General features: G+C 70.0%; 15 protein-coding genes. 9 read left to right on the top strand and 6 right to left on the bottom strand.

The window, feature by feature from the left end:
• Window positions 1-12: 12 nt before the first annotated feature.
• Both NGK70_RS19395 and NGK70_RS19390 read left to right on the top strand, forming a co-directional pair.
• Window positions 13-1431, top strand: coding sequence for a radical SAM protein (locus NGK70_RS19395; protein ID WP_251970123.1), 1419 nt, complete (start codon window positions 13-15; stop codon window positions 1429-1431).
• Between the two features lie 74 nt (window positions 1432-1505).
• The gene (locus NGK70_RS19390) at window positions 1506-1757 is read left to right on the top strand and encodes a hypothetical protein (RefSeq protein ID WP_251970122.1); all 252 of its coding nucleotides are present in this window, start codon (window positions 1506-1508) and stop codon (window positions 1755-1757) included.
• Here the strand turns inward: NGK70_RS19390 and NGK70_RS19385 are convergent.
• Window positions 1754-2779: an alpha/beta hydrolase gene (locus tag NGK70_RS19385; protein WP_251970121.1), complete on the bottom strand. Its 1026-nt coding sequence runs from the start codon at window positions 2777-2779 to the stop codon at window positions 1754-1756. The genes NGK70_RS19390 and NGK70_RS19385 overlap by 4 nt on opposite strands.
• 175 nt (window positions 2780-2954) lie before the next feature.
• On the opposite strand from NGK70_RS19385, the gene NGK70_RS19380 reads away from it, so the two are divergent.
• From NGK70_RS19380 to NGK70_RS19365, 4 genes are all read left to right on the top strand, one after another.
• On the top strand, window positions 2955-4016 hold the full coding sequence (locus NGK70_RS19380) for a glycosyltransferase family 2 protein (protein WP_251970120.1): 1062 nt from the start codon (window positions 2955-2957) through the stop codon (window positions 4014-4016).
• A gap of 38 nt (window positions 4017-4054) precedes the next feature.
• Window positions 4055-4414 carry a c-type cytochrome gene (locus tag NGK70_RS19375; RefSeq protein WP_251970119.1) on the top strand — a complete coding sequence of 120 codons (360 nt, stop codon included), beginning with the start codon at window positions 4055-4057 and terminating at the stop codon, window positions 4412-4414.
• A gap of 15 nt (window positions 4415-4429) precedes the next feature.
• Entirely contained in the window at window positions 4430-5725 is a 1296-nt protein-coding gene (locus tag NGK70_RS19370) for an NAD(P)/FAD-dependent oxidoreductase (RefSeq protein WP_251970118.1), read from the top strand.
• A 208-nt stretch (window positions 5726-5933) separates the two neighbouring features.
• Window positions 5934-6470, top strand: coding sequence for a hypothetical protein (locus NGK70_RS19365; RefSeq protein WP_251970117.1), 537 nt, complete (start codon window positions 5934-5936; stop codon window positions 6468-6470).
• 26 nt (window positions 6471-6496) lie between these two features.
• Here NGK70_RS19365 and NGK70_RS26510 read toward each other — a convergent pair whose 3' ends face one another.
• On the bottom strand, window positions 6497-8452 hold the full coding sequence (locus tag NGK70_RS26510) for a sensor domain-containing diguanylate cyclase (protein ID WP_310742545.1): 1956 nt from the start codon (window positions 8450-8452) through the stop codon (window positions 6497-6499).
• A 197-nt stretch (window positions 8453-8649) separates the two neighbouring features.
• Here NGK70_RS26510 and NGK70_RS19350 point away from each other — a divergent pair, with 197 nt between their 5' ends.
• The 3 genes from NGK70_RS19350 to NGK70_RS19340 all read left to right on the top strand — a co-directional run bounded on the left by NGK70_RS19350 (window position 8650) and on the right by NGK70_RS19340 (window position 11722).
• Complete coding sequence (locus NGK70_RS19350; protein ID WP_251970116.1) at window positions 8650-8904, top strand: hypothetical protein; 255 nt, start codon at window positions 8650-8652, stop codon at window positions 8902-8904.
• Between the two features lie 497 nt (window positions 8905-9401).
• Window positions 9402-11030 carry a hypothetical protein gene (locus tag NGK70_RS19345; RefSeq protein WP_251970115.1) on the top strand — a complete coding sequence of 543 codons (1629 nt, stop codon included), beginning with the start codon at window positions 9402-9404 and terminating at the stop codon, window positions 11028-11030.
• A gap of 140 nt (window positions 11031-11170) precedes the next feature.
• Complete coding sequence (locus tag NGK70_RS19340) at window positions 11171-11722, top strand: hypothetical protein (protein WP_251970114.1); 552 nt, start codon at window positions 11171-11173, stop codon at window positions 11720-11722.
• Window positions 11723-11737: 15 nt separating this feature from the next.
• Here the strand turns inward: NGK70_RS19340 and NGK70_RS19335 are convergent, their stop codons facing one another.
• From NGK70_RS19335 to NGK70_RS19320, 4 genes are read right to left on the bottom strand one after another with little or no spacing between them, the layout of a single operon-like run.
• A complete protein-coding gene (locus tag NGK70_RS19335; protein WP_251970113.1) occupies window positions 11738-12460 on the bottom strand; it encodes a M48 family metallopeptidase in 723 nt (240 codons plus the stop codon).
• Window positions 12460-15582, bottom strand: coding sequence for a type I restriction endonuclease subunit R (locus tag NGK70_RS19330; RefSeq protein WP_251970112.1), 3123 nt, complete (start codon window positions 15580-15582; stop codon window positions 12460-12462). Before NGK70_RS19330 ends, NGK70_RS19335 begins: the two co-directional genes overlap by 1 nt.
• A 24-nt stretch (window positions 15583-15606) precedes the next feature.
• The gene (locus NGK70_RS19325) at window positions 15607-16353 is read right to left on the bottom strand and encodes an ATPase (RefSeq protein WP_251970111.1); all 747 of its coding nucleotides are present in this window, start codon (window positions 16351-16353) and stop codon (window positions 15607-15609) included.
• Window positions 16354-16388: 35 nt separating this feature from the next.
• Window positions 16389-16667 (bottom strand): hypothetical protein, encoded by a 279-nt coding sequence (locus NGK70_RS19320; RefSeq protein ID WP_251970110.1) that lies wholly within the window; start codon window positions 16665-16667, stop codon window positions 16389-16391.
• Window positions 16668-16763 lie beyond the last annotated feature (96 nt).

Raw genomic sequence — 16763 nt, 5'->3', positions numbered from 1 at the left:
GAGGTGGGGGCGATGGTGAGGTGGCTGCGCTCCGGTCTGAATGCGGCGCTGCGGACTCTGGTCCCCCTGCTGGACCGGGTCCCGGACGAGTACCTCGGCCGCTCGTTCCGGCGGGTCCACTGGGTGGCGGCGCGGGCCGGGTTGCCGCTGCCTGACAAGATCGACCCGCGTCTGGTCCGCGGCGTCATCCGCATCGTGGCCGATGCGGTCGTCCGCACGCCCTTCGGGCAGCCGCTCGACTTTGCGCATCCCCTGCTGGTGACCCTGTCCGGTTCGGCCTATTGCCCGTTCCATTGCGTCAACTGCTATTCGGCTGCAGGCCCCCACCGGGCGGCCGACGGCGCAGTGCCTGGCGTGCCTGCACCCTGGCTCGGCGAACTGGCCCGGTCGGACATCCCCTTCGTCTTCCTCACCGGCGGCGAACCCCTGGCCGACCCGGACATCGAGGCCACGGCCGAGACCCTCCTGGCGGCAGGCAAGTGGGTCTACGTCTCCTCGAACGCCTCGATTGCCCGGCTGATGGCGCTCAACCGGCGCTACCCGCACAGCCTGTTCTTCTACCTCCCCCTGTGGGGAACGCCGGCGCGGCATGACGAGTTGCGTGGCGAGGGGTCGTACCGGCGCCTGCGCGACAACCTGCGGCTGCTGAACGAAGCGGGCCTGGCAGGCAACCTGCTCGTGGTGATGTCGAGCACCGACCTCGGCGTGATCGACACCGCTGCCGAGCTGGCCGCACGCCATCGGATCACGCTGGTGAGGATCAACCGCAAGGTCGAGGTGGGCCGCGAAGGTGGCGACACCCTGGAGGCCGCGCCGGCCTTCCTGCAGGCCCTGCAGCGCAGCCTCGCGCCGCTGAAGGCACGGGTGGATGCGGTCAGCCTGGACCTGCCCGAAACGCGCCAGGGTGCGCGCCATCCGACGCTGCTGCGCCTGTTGGGCATTGCCGCGCAGCCCGGTTGTGCGGCGGGGCGCTGGATGATGCATGTCGACCACCTGGGGCGGGCCTACCCCTGCTACACCTTCGAAGGTTCGTCGTCGGTCGGGCGAGCTGCGGCACTGGGCTCGCTGCAGCAGCGCTGGCGCGGCCTGCAACAGGACATGGTGCGTCTGGGGCCAGCCCAGGGCTGTGCGGGCGAAGCCCATGCCCGGTTGACGGCGCACCGCGTGATCGCGCTGAGCGCTGCACCGCATGGCCCAGCGCCGCCGGTGCGTGCCGCCGCCCGCCCCGCCTCCACGGACCCGTCGCCACATGACCCGCATGACCCGCATGACCCGCATGACCCGCATGACCCGCATGACCCGCATGACCCGCATGACCCGCATGACCCGCATGACCCGCATGACCCGCATGACCCGCATGACCCGCATGACCCGCATGACCCGCATGACCCGCATGACCCGCATGACCAACTCGACCCCATGCCCCAGTGACCCCATGCCCCCCTGACTTCCCGCCCCTCCCCCCTCCCGACCCCACGACGGGCCCATCCCGACCGGAGCGTTCCATGCCGAGCGACCCAGGACCCTTGCACGAACCACCTGTGCCCGCCGGGGCACCGAGTGCCCAGCCAGCGGACGCGCCGCGCTCGCCCACCGAACCGGCCGCGGGCCCGCGTGCCCGGAAGGAGCAGACCCGTCACCGGGTCGGCTACCGCGTGGCCGCCGGCTTGCTGATCCTGCTCGTCGTGAGTGCGGTGCTGGTGGCGGCCTTGGTGGGCGTTGCCCTGGGCCTGTGCGGGAAGGGGCGGGGCGGCTAGTCGGCGGGGGTGGGCATGCCGGGATGGCGTGCCTTCGGCGCAGGCACCTGGCGGATGAAGGTGCCGATGCGATCGGACAGGACCTGGGCCCGGCGTTCGTCGAGCAGCATCGAGTCGTGCCCGGCCCCCGGCAGCACCAGGTGGGCAGAGGGTGCGATGCCCGTGACATAGCTGGCCTGCAGATGCGTCAGAGCGGCACGCAGGGAGGCTCCGTCCGCCATGTCCAATGGATCGTCCGGGCTGACCACGAGGATCGGCAGCGACCTGAAACGGCGCGCGGCGCGGACGGCGCCTGCGATCGCCGGCCACGCGAGCAGTTCTGCCCGTGCCGAGCGCAGGTGGCCGGGGTCATTGACGAGGTAGGCCGCCTGCTGCTGCGCCGCGGGGGGAAACGATTCGATCAGCGGGCGCTGGATGTCGAACGCGTCCGGTACGCCGGACTGGACCAGCCAGGCCCCCAGTTGCAGCCGCCTCAACATGGCATCGTAGGACGCGGCGAGGGCCGGCAGGACGTCCAGCATGTCGGGGTGCGCCGGGTCGAGCAGCACCAGCGCATGGACATCCGCCGGACGTGCCTCGGCGAAGAGGATGGCAAACAGGGCGCCAAGCGAGTGACCGACGACGACGTAGGGCGGGTGTTCACCGGCGGCCGCCAGCGCCTCGCGCAGGTCGCGTGCGGCGGCGCCCGGCTCGACGGGCGCACGGGACGCCGGGCTCCACCCCAGGCCGGCGCGGTCGTAGGCGCAGACCCGCAGCTGCGCGGACAGCGGGCGCATCACCCGGTCCCAGGTGGCCGCGAAGGCGGCGGCGCCACTCTCCAGCAGGACCGTCGGGCCTCCCGTGCCCTGGCAGTGCAGGTACAGGGCGTGGCCCGCGACCGGAACCCACCGGCCGGGCAGGCCGAGGGCCTCGTGGCGCCGCGCCTGTTGATGCGCGTGGTAGGCATGCCCGCCACCCAGCACGAGAAGCAGGGCGAGCATGAGCAGTGCGGCACTCGATGCCAGGGTTCGCAGGCGCCACATGGAGGCTGGGGTTGTCGAAGAGGGCAGGGGTGCGGCAGCTGTATGGCGGTCGCGGCCTGCCGCAGGTGTGCCAAGCATAGGCAGCCTGGCAGCGCCTTGCCAGCGTCACCAGCACGTCACGAACGCTGCCGACACTGAGGCCACCGCGCCGGCCCGGATGCCGGGGCGGGTCGCCATGCCAGCATCCCCCAAGGTTTCGATCATCCTGCCCACCTGCAACCGCGCCGAGGTGCTCAGCCGCGCGGTGGACAGCGTGCGCCGCCAGACCTGCCTGGACTGGGAGCTGATCGTGGTGGACGATGGCGCCACCGACGGCACCGGCGCCTGGCTCGCCACCCTGCGCGACGAACGCATCCACGTGCTGCGGCAGGCCAACGCGGGGGTCCACCACGCACGCAACGCGGGGCTGCGGGCCGCGCGCGGCGAGTACATCGCCTTCCTGGACGCCGACGACGAGTGGTACCCGCACTTCCTGGCGCTGACCACCGCCTTCCTGGACGCGCACGCGCAGCAGATGTTCGTCACCACCGAGTTCCACAACCACGGCCAGGTCTTCGACCGCGCGGTGGTGCCGGCCATGGCGCGGCAGGCCCGGGCGCTGGGGCTGGGGCTGTACAGCACGGCCCTCCTGCAGCCCCGGGACGACGACGACCTGCGCGTCGACCGCCGGTGCGAGCCGGTCGGCGCCTGGGGCCAGCGCATCGTCCACCGCCTGGGCATGCCGGCGGCGCGGGTCTACCGCGGCTCGATCTTCACGCGCATGCGCTGGGGCGACCTGAACTGGCTGCCGGTCACGCTGCTGCGCCGCGAGGCGCTGGCGACGGTCGGCGAGTTCAGCACCGCCACCCGCAGCGCCGCCGACGTTCGCTTCCTGGCGCTGTTGTGCCAGCACTTCCCCGCGGCCATGATCGCCGTGCCCAGCGCCTGCAAGCACGAGAACGCGGCCGACGGGCGCAGGATGCCGTGCGACCACCTGGCATCGGGCGCCGGGGCGCACCGCTTCGGGGTCAACAAGCTGAAGTACTTCGGCGCGCTGTTCCACGCCAGGGCGGCGCAGGACCCGGAGCTGCAGGTCATCCGCCGGCACCGCCAGGCCAGGCCCGCTGGCGGACAGACGGGCATGACGGGCATGACGGGCATGACGGGCCTGCGGGGCCGGCTTATGAGCGCAGCTCATAAGCTTCTTCGACTTGTCTATTTGGTGCGCCGCACACTTGCGGGCACAGTGGCAAGCTGACGCAAGAAGGAGGGTGCTGCCCTGCGCCCGCGCCGCCCATGAAAACCTCGTTGTTCCCCCGCCGCCTGGCCCTGCCCTTGTGGGGCCTCCTGCTGCTGTGTGGCAGCGCTGCCGTGCAGGCCCAGCCTGCTGCCGCCGGCGTGGCGCCCACCCTGCCCGAGCGCCAGGTGCGCACCTGGGCCGCCACCTGCGCGGCCTGCCATGGCACCGAGGGGCGCGACCAGGGCGCCATCCCCGCCATCGCCGGCCGGGGCGTGGAGACGCTCTACCGCGCGCTGATCGAGTTCAAGGGCGGCCAGCGCCCCGCGGCCACGGTGATGCACCAGCACGCCAAGGGCTACAGCGATGACGAGCTGCGCCGCCTCGCGCAGTACTTCGCCGCCCTGCCGGTGCGTTGAACCCAGGCCTGCCCCATGACGAACCTGACCCCCAAGACGCTGCAACGGCGCCAGTTCCTCACCACCCTGTCCACGGGCCTGGCCGGTGCGGCCTCACTCGGCCTGGGCGGCTGCGCCAGCCTGATCGGCGACAAGCCCATTGGCCGCGTGGTGGTGATCGGCGCCGGCTTCGGCGGCGCCACCGCTGCCAAGTACCTCCGCAAGTGGGAGCCTCGCATCGAGGTGACGCTGGTGGAGCGCCGCGAGCGCTTCGTCTCCTGCCCGATCAGCAACCTGGTGCTGGCGGGCAGCCGGCGCATCGAGGACATCACGCTGCCCTACGACGGGCTGGACAAGTACGGCGTGCGGCGCGTGCATGACGAGGCGACCGCCATCGACCTGGAGAAAAAGCAGGTGCGCCTGGCGCGCGGCGAGCCGCTGCCCTATGACCGGCTGATCGTCGCGCCGGGCATCGACTTCCAGTACGAGGCCATCCCGGGCCTGGCCGCCGCGCACGACGCCGGCCGGGTGCTGCACGCCTGGAAGGCCGGCCCCGAGACCGTGGCGCTGCGCCGCCAGCTGGAGGCGCTGCCCAACGGCGGCGTGTTCGCCCTCTCGATCCCCAAGGCGCCGTACCGCTGCCCGCCCGGGCCCTACGAGCGCGCCAGCGTGATCGCGCAGTACTTCCAGCGCGCCAAGCCCCGCGCCAAGCTGGTGATCCTGGACGGCAACCCGGACATCGTCTCCAAGAAGGGCCTGTTCCTCAAGGCCTGGCAGGAGCTGTACCCCGGCATCATCGAGTACCGCGCCAACAGCGAGGTGATCGAGTTCGACAACCGCGCCCACGTGGCCAAGCTGGAGACCGAGGACTTCAAGGCCGACCTGTTCAACATCATCCCGCCGCAGCAGGCTGGGCGCATCGCGCAGCCGCTGATCTCGGTGAACAACCGCTGGGTGGGGGTGGAGTTCCTGGGCTTCGAGTCGGCCAAGGTGCCGGGCGTGCACGTGATCGGCGATGCCACCGCGTCGGCTCCGGCCATGCCCAAGTCCGGCTTCATGGCCAACAACCACGCCAAGGCGGTGGCCGACGCGGTGATCGCCAGGCTCACCGGCCAGCCGCTCAACGAGTCGCCCATCATCACCAACACCTGCTACAGCTTCGTCTCCGAGACCGAGGCGGTGCACGTCGCCTCGGTGCACAAGTGGGACGCCGCGCAGCGGACCCTGGCCCCGGTCCCGGGCGCTGGCGGGCTGTCGGCCGCACGCAATGCGCTGGAAGCCACCTACGCCCACACCTGGGCGCGCAACATCTGGGCGGACGTGCTGGGCTGACGTGCCAGGCTGACACGGCGGGGGATGAACAGGGCCGGGCGCCTCGGGGTGCCCGGCCCTTCTGCAGCCGTTCCTTGCACTGGAACAAGGTTCTGGGTGGCCGGGTGGGGTGCGTTCATGTGACGTTCATCTGCGCCTCGGTACGATTCTGCAGGTCGTGACCCCGATGGGCGGGGGCACGCATGACCCGTCTACCAGCGCCTGAACCATGTCCCCGCACCTCCCCTGCGTCTCCACCGCCGCACGGCTTCGCCGTGCCGCTCTGGCCGTTGCCCTGCTCGCCCTGCAGACCACCCTCAGCGCCCCAGCGCAGGCGCAGGGTCCGGCTCAGGCACAACCGCCTGCGGCCTCTGGCGCGTCGGCGGCGGCCCCTGGGGCGGCCAAGGCAAGCCCGGCGCGCCGCAGCCCGGACGCTGCCACGCAGCAGACCATGCAGCGCCTGCGTGAGCTGCTGGCTCGCCAGCGCGAGGCGGTCGAGCAGCAGAAGCTGGCCAGCGCCGACTACCGCACGTTGGCCGACCAGGTGGACGCCCAGCTCGACGAGCTGGCCAAGTCCGCCGGCAAGCCGCCGAGCGCGCAGCGCAAGGCCTTCAACGCCATCGTCGAGCGCGACCTGCGCTGGGCCACCGACACCATGCGGCGCTCGCCCAAGCCCGAGGCCCAGCGCACCGGCGCGCTGGCGGCCTTCCAGGCCATGCGCAACTACGGCAACTTCTTCGACCACCCGGGCTGGACCTGGCCCTGAGGCCGGCGGCCCGCAGGCGCTGCCCTTTACGCCGGCTCGACCCCTGCCGCGCAGCCACCCGCCGCCACCGGTGCTTCACCGGGCGGCTGGCGCTGTGCCACGGCCCGGTCGCGGCCCTGTGCCTTGGCCTGGTACAGCGCCTGGTCCGCGCTGGCGTACAGCAGGTCAGGATCCAGGCCCGCCATGCTGCCGCTGCCGTTGCCGTTGCCGTGGTTGCACCACTGCACCCCGAAGCTCGCCGTCACCCGGCCGCAGGGATTGCCCCCATGGGGCAGGTCCAGCGCGCGGATGGCCGTCAGCAGTGACTGCGTGACCGCCAGGGCCTCGTTCGGGCCGTTCGCGGCAAACAGGGCGGCAAACTCCTCGCCGCCGAGCCGGTAGACCTCGCCGCGCGCCCCCAGCGCCGCCGCCACGCCCTGCGCCACCTGCCGCAGCACCTTGTCGCCAGCCTGGTGGCCGTAGACGTCGTTGTAGCGCTTGAAGTGATCCAGGTCGAACATCGCGAGCGCGAACGGCCTGCGCGCCACGCCGCTGCCGAACTCGGCCGCGCAGGCCTCGTTGAAGCGGCGCCGGTTGAACACGCCGGTGAGTTCGTCGGTGACCGCCTGCGTGCACAGGAGCCGGTTGGCGGCCTCCAGGTCGCGTGTGCGTTCGCCCACCTGCCGCTCCAGGCTGTGGGCCAGCGCACGCTCGGCCGCCAGCTTCTGGGCCTTCAGCGCGTTCATCGAATCTGCCAGGCCGAAGGCCAGCAGGACCATCTCGATGAAGGAGCCGATCTGGATGCTGAAGCGGCCCCATTCCCCCATGGAGAGGACCCCGAAGAGCTGGGCGTAGAACAGCAGCAGCGCCGGCACCGGCGCCACGAAGGCCAGGGCCAGGAACACCGCCTCGCGCTGGCCCTGCAGCGCCAGGCGCCAGGCCAGGACCGGGGTGTAGAGCAGCATCGGCGTGCCGATCGCGAAGGCGATGTAGGTGCTCAGCGTGTAGAAATCGGCCAGCGCCAGGGGAATGCAGACGAGGTGGGCCCATGCGGCCAGCCGGTAGGCCCGCAGCGGCCCCTGCAACCCAGGCCTTTCGTGCAGGCGCAGGTAGGCCGGCACGAACCACCAGGCCCCCGCATGCGCCAGTGCCCCGCCAATGAGTGGCAGCTGGTGGTTGAGGATCGGCTGGTCGCGCCAGAACCACTCGAAGCCGATGCCGTGGTACGCCAGGTTCCACAGCAGCAGCCCCGCGGCGTAGATGACGTAGGCCGCGAACTCTGGCCCCCGGGTCGACAGGAAGAGGAACAGGTTGTAGGCCAGCAGCGCCAGCAGCGCGCCGCAGTACAGGGCCATCAGGGCCAGCCGCTGGCGCGCCCGGTCCTGGAAGCGGTCGCGGCTGCCCACCTCCAGCGCCATCGGCTCCGACAGGCCGTCGTGCGACTGGATGCGCACATAGACGTCGCGCTGCTGCCCGGCGGCCAGTGCCAACGGCAGCACCAGCTCCTGCGTATCGATCAGGCGGGTGGACCGGGGTGAACGCTCGCCGCTGTCACGTTCGAGCTCGACGCGCCCGGACGGGTCCGCCACGACCCAGCGCACATGGTCCTGCCGGACCGACCCCAAGGCCAGCACGAACTCACCAGGCCCCGTGCCCCGGTTGGCCAGCCGCAGGCGCAGCCAGAACGCCGACCGGGCGGAGCCGAGCCGGATCGCGTCGCCGCCCGGCTGCGTCCAACCGTCCAGCCGGTGCAGCACCTGGGCCGTGTCGAGCCGGGCATCCGCGTCCTCCAGCACCTGCACCTGCGGGGCGACCACGCGCAGGGGGGCTCCGGGGTGCACTTCAATCGTGTTCACGGTTCTGGCTGCGCTCACCGTGCCGGCGTCGGCCTGTGCCGCCAGGGCCTGCGGCCCCATCAGGCTGCACAGCAGCCCCCACAGCAGCCCCCACATCAGCCGTGCCAGCCAGTCCGGCCAGCCCAGCCGGGCGGTGCCTGCGATCATCCCGGCTGTCCCCAGGCGAGCGGGACTGCACAGGGCGTGAACAGCGTGGACGGGAGACATTGGCCGGATATCGGCGCCGGCAGGCCCGGGCTTGAATTCGCCATTGCGTATCTCGTCGCTGCGCTCCTGGCCCCGAGAATCCCTGCCGCCTGAACCGGCAGCCCTCCCGCCCGGCGCGACAACCTGCCTTGAAGACGATGGCACGAAACCATGCTCTTCCCGTTCCTCATCGGCGTGGCCGCGCGGTTGGGCCTGCTCTGGACCCGCTCCGGACCCTGCGGCGCGAGGCCTTCATCGGCCGTGACCGCCAGGGCAACGCTGGGCTGCGGCGCTGCTGGTGGGGGTGGGCCTGCCAGGAGGAGCACATCAACCCCAAGGCGCAGCCCCTCACCGCCTGCGCCAGCGCCTGGATCCGCTGGTGGTTGGCGGCCACCGCCCCGGCGCGGGCCTGATCCAGCCCGTGCACCCGGCGTCCGACGCCGGACGGGAACCGACCTGCAAGCCCGAACCACCGCCTTGCAGTGATGCAGAGACCGCCTTGCGGTCGTGCAGACCCCGCCGTGTGGGTATGCAGACGGCTCCCTGCAGATCTGCAAGGCCGACCTGCGGGTCTGCAGGCCGCTGCCTGCAGACTGCAACGAGCGGCCTGCAGGCTGCAAAAACCGGCCCAGCCCGCCCGCTGGCGTCGCTGGAGCGGCCATCGGCCTGTTTTGTCAGGCTGAACGGCCCGATCTGCAGGCCGTGACGCGCGACCTGCAAGCCGGCAGGTGGCCATCTGCAGACTGCAGGGCGCCCTCTGCAGACTGCAGGCCGCGATCCGCACGCTGCAACGCGGTACCTGCCGACCGCAACGGGGCACCTGCACACCGCAATGGCGGGCCTGGCCCCATTGACGTGACCGTGCGCTGCGCCCCAGCATCTGCCCTGGCGGGGCTGACGCGCACACCATATGACCACCCTCATCGACATGCCCACGCGCCTGCTCGGCGTGTCGGTGGCCTACGGCCTGGCGCTGGCCGTGCTGCTGTCGCCGGTGGTCGTGCTGCTGTACCGCCGCCGCGTCAGCGCCTGGATGAACCGCCCCGCCGCGGGCCAGCCGCCCCGGGCCCCAGAACCTGTCGTTGAGCCTGTCGCTGAATCGCCCCACCTTGCCTCACTCCCGCTGACCTGGCGCGCCCTGTCGCTGGGCGCAGCAGCCACCCCCGCACCCTCCGCCGCTGGCGTGCAGCGTCGGCGCGTCCTGCGCCGCATCCTCCTGGGCTGGTGCGTCGGCGGCCTTGCCAACGCGGCGCTCATGACGGCGCTGCTCCTGCAGGCGTTTCCGGAGCACGCCTCGGCCAACCTTGCGTGGACGGGCGGGCTCACCTTCTCCCTGCCCGTGCTCGCCAATGCGCTGTTCCTGTCGGACTTCCGGGTGCGCACCCGCGTGGGCCTCTTCCTGGCTGGCGCGGTGGGGCTGTACCTCCTGCTCGGGCTGCGTGGTGACCTGGCCGTCAGCCTCTTCCAGGGCTTCGTCCTCCTGCCCGTGGGGCTGTTGCTGCTGCTCAGCCTGCGCTTCTGGCGTGGCGTGGCGCCGCTGGTCATGCCCATCGCCCTGGCCGCCGGCTGGCTGGCCGTGGCGGCGGTGGAGCTGGCACGCCAGGCCTTTGGCGCCGGGCCCGAGCAGGTCTGGCCCTGGCGCCTGGGCGGCCTGCTGCTGGGCGGCTGGCTGGGCGTGGCCCTGCTGCGCTGGGTGCAGGCCGGCTACGAGCGGCGGCGCCTGAGCGACCAGGAAATCTTCTTCGATGCCTGGTGGCTGCTCTACGTGCTGGTGCAGACCGTGATCCTCGTGCTCATGCGGCGCGACGCCTTTTTCTACCTCGCCCTGCTGGGCTGGCCCCTGGGCATCGCGCTGCGCCGCGGGCTCTGGGCGCTGATGCCCTTGCCCGCGCCGGCCGGCGGGCCCCGGCACCTGCTCCTGCTGCGCGTGTTTGACGACAGCGGCCGCGCCCACCGCCTGCTGGAGCAACTGGAGCAGCACTGGCGCAGCCTGGGCAGCGTGCGCATGATCGCCGGGCGCGACCTGGCGCTGCGCAACCTCAGCCCGGCCGACCTGGCCGCCTTCGTCAGCGGGCGGCTCAAGCAGCGCTTCGTCGGCGACCGCAGCGGCCAGAGCCTCGGCCAGCGCCTGCAGGCCCTGAGCGACACCCCCGACCCGGACGGCCGCTACCGCCTCGAACACTTCTGGTGCCACGCCGACGCCTGGCAGCCCGTGATGCGCGCCCTGGCCGCGCAGAGCCAGGTCGTCCTCATGGACCTGCGCGGCTTCACCCCGCAGCGCCAGGGCTGCCTCATCGAGCTGCAGCACCTGGCCCGCACCGCCGCCCACCGCCGCGTCGTGCTGCTCGCGCAGGACGAAGCCCAGCAGCAGGCGCTGCGCCAACTCTTCGGCGCCCAGGAATCCACCGACTCACCCTGGGCCCTGGTCGCCCTGGATGCCGCCGGCGCGGACCAGGGCCAACGCCTGTTCGACCTGCTGGCCGAACCGCTGCCCGCTGCCGGGCCGGCCGTGCCAGCGCAAGGGCACCTGCGAGGGTGAAGGTGCACGCAGGCGAGGGGGCTGTGCGCTGCCCTTGTGCTGCCCTTGTGCTGCCGCAGGCAACCCGGGCCACGCGATCTCCATACCGCCGCCCTGCTGTGGTGCAATGTCCAGGCCTCGACAGGCAGGGAGAAGCCACCATGCACAAGCCCGTGTCACATCGCAGCGGCCATTGCTGCGATTCCCGCGATTCCAGTGATTCCAGCGATCCCAGTGGTTGCCGCCATGCCGGCCCTCGCCCGCTGCGGGCGCTGGGGTTGCTGGCGGCCTGCGCGGCTGCCGCCCTGCTCGCCGCACCGGCACAGGCCGCCAGCATCTACCTGTGCAAGACGAACGGTGGCGCCACCTTCTGGTCCGCGGCCCACTGCCGCCAGCATGACGCGCTGATCGACCGCATCGAATCCGTGCCAGACGGCCTGCCCTTCGACCAGCAGGTGGCCCTGGCCGAACAGTCCCGCGCGGCCGCGGCCCGCCTCTACCAGGCGCCGGCCCCCTCGGCGCGCACCGCTACCGTCAACGCCCAGGCACCACAGGCCGCCGGCCGGAGCAAGGGCGAGGAATGCAAGGCACTGGACGCCCACATCACCCAGCTCGACGCCCAGGCCCGCCAACCCCAGACCGCCCAGATGCAGGACTGGCTGCGCAGCCAGAAGCAGAAGGCGCGGGACCGGCAGTTTCAGTTGAGGTGTTGAGGGGCTGCCAGGGTGTCAGTGGCCGGCAGGCCACTCCACATGCCGCACCGGCAACTCGTTCAGTAGCTTTCTCAGATGCTGCCAATGCGGCAGATACAAGCCCATCAGGGCTGAAAACTGCTCGTTGTGCGTCGGTTCAAGCAGGTGCACCAACTCATGCGCCACGATGTATTCCAGGCACTCGGGGGGCTTCTTGGCCAGGTCGGTGTTGAGGCGGATGTGGCCTGACTCGGGCGAGCAGCTGCCCCACTTGGTCTTCATCCGCTGCACGAAGACACGGTTCGCCTTCACCTGCAGCAGGGGCTCCCACTTGGCCAGCAGGGCAGGGACCGCCTCGCGCACCTGCTGACGGTACCAGCCGTCCAGTACCTCTTCGCATCGCGCCGCGTCAGAGCCGGGGCGCACCTGCAGGTGCAGCCTGCGCGGGGTCAGGTTCACTGCCGGCGCCGCATCGGCGAAGCTGATCTCCAGCAGATAGCGCTTGCCCCACAGGTAGTGACTTTCCTTGTTCAGGAACTCGCGCGGTGTTTCGCGCTCCTGCGATAGCAGCTTGCGCTGCTGTGAACGGATCCAGGCGAGCTTTGAAATCACGAACAGCCGGATCGTGTCCAGGGCCATGCTCTGCGGCGCGGCCACGCGCACCTTGCCGGCCGGCGGCAGCACACTCAGGTGCACGTGCTTGATCGTCTTGCGGATCACCTCGGCATGCAGATCGCCCAGGTCCAGCACGTCCCGCATCAATATTCCTTCTGGGCGAAGACGATGGGGAACAGCCGGTTCACCTCCGTGATGTCCTTCAGCACGTCGAACATCGCCTGCTTCACCATCTGCTCCTTGGCGACCACGCCGCGCCAGCCGTCAGGACGTCTCGCCTTGATGACCGCGTCAAGTTGCAGTGCAGCAGTCAGCGCCTGATCTGCGGGGGCCAGCGGCCCAGGCGGTTCCTGAGCCACGATCATGCCCGCCAGCGACTTCAGGTTGTTGTACAGGGCCAGCTGCCCGTTCGTCTTCAGCTGCGCGGGTGTGTCGTCGGCTTTGCCGACGCTCACCTTCTTTGCCACGTCGGCGATACGCGCCAGGTAGTCCTCGTACTCGATCGCCCTCTTCTTGCGCAAGCGGATGATTTCCGCCAGCAGCGCCGACATCTTGGCGAAGAAGGCCGGGTCCGTCAGCTGCTCCTTCAGGATCTTGCTGCGGACGTTGTTCTCGATCGTCTCTGCGATCGATTCCCGGTTGCCCCTCAGGCTCTCCAGGCGTTTGGCAATCACGTCGGCGATGCCGGTCTTCACGATCAGGTCCAGCAGGCCGACGTCGTCGAAGGGAGAGATTATTTTCGGTTCCTCGGCCTCGATGTAGGTGTCGATGAGGTGGCGCATGTCCGCCTCGTAGGGCTTCAGGTCCAGAGTCTCGCCCGCCGCGGTGCGTACGATTTCGCGCAGGCTGAGGTAGTGCTTCTGCAGGGCCTTCAGGTGGTCGATCTGCGCGGGCGTGTAGCCGGCCTCCTCCAGCTCGTCGGCCAGGTTGGCATAGGCACGCACCAGGGCCACCACGGCGGTGTAGAGCGCCACGCGGTGGGGCTCGCGCGACTTCAGGTCCACGGCGATCTCGGTGTTGCCGCAAAAGTGGTGGATGTACTGCAGGTCTGCCTTGGGCGGCTCCACCGGTTCACACAGCAGGGCCAGGGCCTCCACCGCGTCGTCCAGGCGCTCCCGGCCGGCTTCGAGGCGGTCCTTGACGAGGATCTCCGGGGCCGCGCCACCGGCGCTGTGGTCCAGTTCGGCGGTGTAGACGGCGATCGCCTTCTCCACCTTCTTGAACAGGTCCTTGTAGTCGACGATGTAGCCGAAGTCCTTGTCCTCGCCGTCCAGCCGGTTGGTGCGGCAGATGGCCTGGAACAGGCCGTGGTCCTGCATCGACTTGTCGATGTAGAGGTAGGTGCAGGGTGGTGCGTCAAAGCCCGTCAGGAGCTTGTCCACCACGATCAGCAGCTTCATCTGGGCGGGCGCCTTGATGAAGCGGCTCTTGGCCTGCTGTTCGTAGACCTCGGTCTTGGTCTTGCCGGGTTCGGCCACCACCTCCTTCAGCAGCTCGTTGTAGGTGTTGTAGATGAACTGCTTGTCGCTTTCGGTGTTGGCGCCGGTTTCCTCCTTGCTCACATCCGCTGCCTGCGGGTTGTAGGACGTGACCACCGCGCAGCGGCCCTTGAATACCGTCTTGCCGAACAGCATGAAGTACTTGCAGGCCTCGTGGATGCTGGATGCCACCAGGATGGCATTGCCGCGCTCGTTGGAGAGGCGCGGCTTCACGGCGAAGTCGAACACGATGTCGGCCACCACCCTGTCCATGCGCGCGCGGGAGCTGAGCACCTTCTGCATCGTGCCCCACTGCTTCTTCAGCTCGTCCTTCTGCCAGGCGTTCAAGCCCTTGGTCTTGGCCTCGAACCATTGATCGACCTCCTCGGGTTGGCCCAGCTTCTGGTCGATGTCACGGGCCTCGTAGACCAGGTCCAGCACCACCTTGTCGTCCACCGCTTCGGCGAACTTGTAGGTGTGGATGTAGCCGCCAAACACCTCCATGCTGGTCCGCGCGTCTGACTTGAGCAGCGGTGTGCCGGTGAAGCCGATGAACACCGCATTGGGCATCATGGCCTTCATCAGCCGGTGCAGCTTGCCGCCCTGGGTGCGGTGGCACTCGTCCACGAACACGTAGATCTCGCCCTGCGTCGGACTGGGCTGCGCAGCCAGGTCGCGCAAGAAGGCTTCAAAGCCGTCCACCCCATCGCCGACACCCTGGCGGCCGAACTTGTGCACCAGCGAGCACAGCAGCCGCGGGTTGGGCTGCGCCAGCTGAGCCATCAGGTCGCGGCCGCTCTGGCTGCGGTGGATGGTCTCGCCTGCGTCCTTGAACACCTGTTCGATCTGGCGGTCCAGCTCGTCGCGGTCGGTGACGATGGCCACGCGCGCCGCTGGCCGGTTCTCCAGGATCCAGCGGGCCAGCAGCACCATCAGGATGCTCTTTCCCGCCCCCTGGGTGTGCCAGATGATGCCGCCGCGCCGCTGCTGCACATGGGCCTGCGCGGCCTTGAGGCCGAAGTACTGGTGCACCCGGGGCAGCTTCTTGATGCCACCGTCAAACAGCACGAAGTCGCGGATCAGCTCCAGCAGCCGCGCCGGGCTGCACAGCTTGGCCAGGTACTTGTCGATCTTGTAGCCGGTGTTGTCGGCCTCGTCTTCCTTCCAGCTCAGGAAGTACTTTTCCTGCGTCTCGATGCTGCCGTAGCGCAGGCCCTCGGAGTCGTTGCCCGCCATCACCAGCTGCACGGTGCTGAAAAACCAGTCGTTGAACTCCGGCTGCTGGTTCGACAGGCACTGGCGGATGCCTTCGCCCAGGCCCACGCGGCTGTTCTTCAACTCCAGCACGCCCACGGCAATGCCGTTGAGGTAGAGCACGAGGTCGGGCCGGCGCTCGTGCCCGCCCTTCAGCGTCACCTCCTCGGCGATGGCGAAATCGTTGTCGCCGGGCTGCTGCCAGTTCACCAGGTGCACGGTCTCGTTCACCTCGCCGGCCGCCACCTTCACCGGGATGCCGTAGCGCAGCAGCTGGTACACCGCCTGGTTGGCCGCATAGAGCGTGCGCCCGTGCAGCAAGGCGTCCGAGCGCAGCTTGTGCAACGCGGCGCTGATGTGTGCGGGGCTGTAGCCGCTGCGGGCCAGGTGGTCCGTCAACAGGCCTTCCTCGATGCAGTGGTTGCCCTCGCGGTTCGACCAGTCGCCCAGGTAGCGGTAGCCCAGCTGTTCAGCGAAGAGCCGGATCACGCGCTCTTGGGTGGCGCGCTCCGGCTTGTTGATGTTCTCGCTCATTCGGCCCTCCCCTGGGCGCGTTCGTCAGGGCTGCGCGGCCGCGCCCTCCTGAAAGGATCTCCACAGCGTCGTGCCCGTGAACCAGGCGGGCAGCGCGGCGGCATGCACCGTCAGTTCGTCGCCATCGCTGATCTCGGCGATCAGCTCGTGCGCATCACCCGAGTTGTCGAACACATAGGCCCGGCTCGCCGCCGAGCAGGCCTCATCGAGCAAGCCGATCGAGCGGACATAGCGGGAGCGGATCAGGTGCTCCGGCACGTCATGGCCACCCTGGCTGACCCGCAGCTTCACGCGGGAGATGTTGATCTCGGGATCATCGGTGGCCACAAAGTACAGGTAGGTGCGATAGCCCTTGTCCCGGGCTTCGCGCATGAAGTCGATCTTGTCGGGCGACGACATCACGGTCTCGAACGTGAAGGTGCTGCCCTGGGCCAGCAGTTCCCGGCGGATGGCGTCGGCCAGCACGGCAGCCACATATGCATTGGCGTGCTCCGGGGCGAGCCGCAGCACGCCGTCGGGCTCGACCACCAACGCCTTTGCCGCCTGGAGCAGGCCGTGCTTGGCCAGCAGCGGCGACGCCGCCAGGTGCGCGCAGAAGCGCTGCTGCAGGTCCTCTGGCTTGGCCGTCAGCTCGAATTCGCCCAGGTCCAGCCCACCGTGTCGGCGCAGCAGCTTCTCGATCTCGTCGGCGTTGACGTAGACACCGATCCACTCCGGGCGCAGCATTTCGTGGATGGTGCTCTTGCCGGACCCATTCGGTCCGGCGAACACGCGCAACCGTGGCTGGGCAGGCGCCGCCGCCGTGCTCACTGGCCGGTGGCCTCGTGGCTGCGCGACTTGCCCACCCGCTTGAGCACCGTGCCGGCGCGCACCGGCGTGCTGGCCGGCAGGGTCTTGAGGACGATCACCACACCGCCCACCTGCCGGGCCACCAATTGGCCGCTGGCGGTCTTCATGACCAGCGTGGCCGTGTCGCTGCTCACCGCGCGCTCATGCGCTGCCCGCCCCGCTCGGCTGGCCAGTTGGGGAATCTGCGACTCGGCAGACTGCATGGACGATTCATCCAGGACAGGGGTGCGGCCCATGGGGCGTGCTCCGGCGGGTTGGCGGGAAGTCAGGCTGGCGAAGCCCCGATTCTGCTACGGAAGGCAACCCCGCATCACGCGGTGCTCGCCCCTGCC

This window comes from Sphaerotilus microaerophilus, assembly GCF_023734135.1.
GTDB classification, from domain to species: domain Bacteria; phylum Pseudomonadota; class Gammaproteobacteria; order Burkholderiales; family Burkholderiaceae_C; genus Sphaerotilus; species Sphaerotilus microaerophilus.
This window is presented reverse-complemented; position numbering and strand designations above follow the sequence as displayed.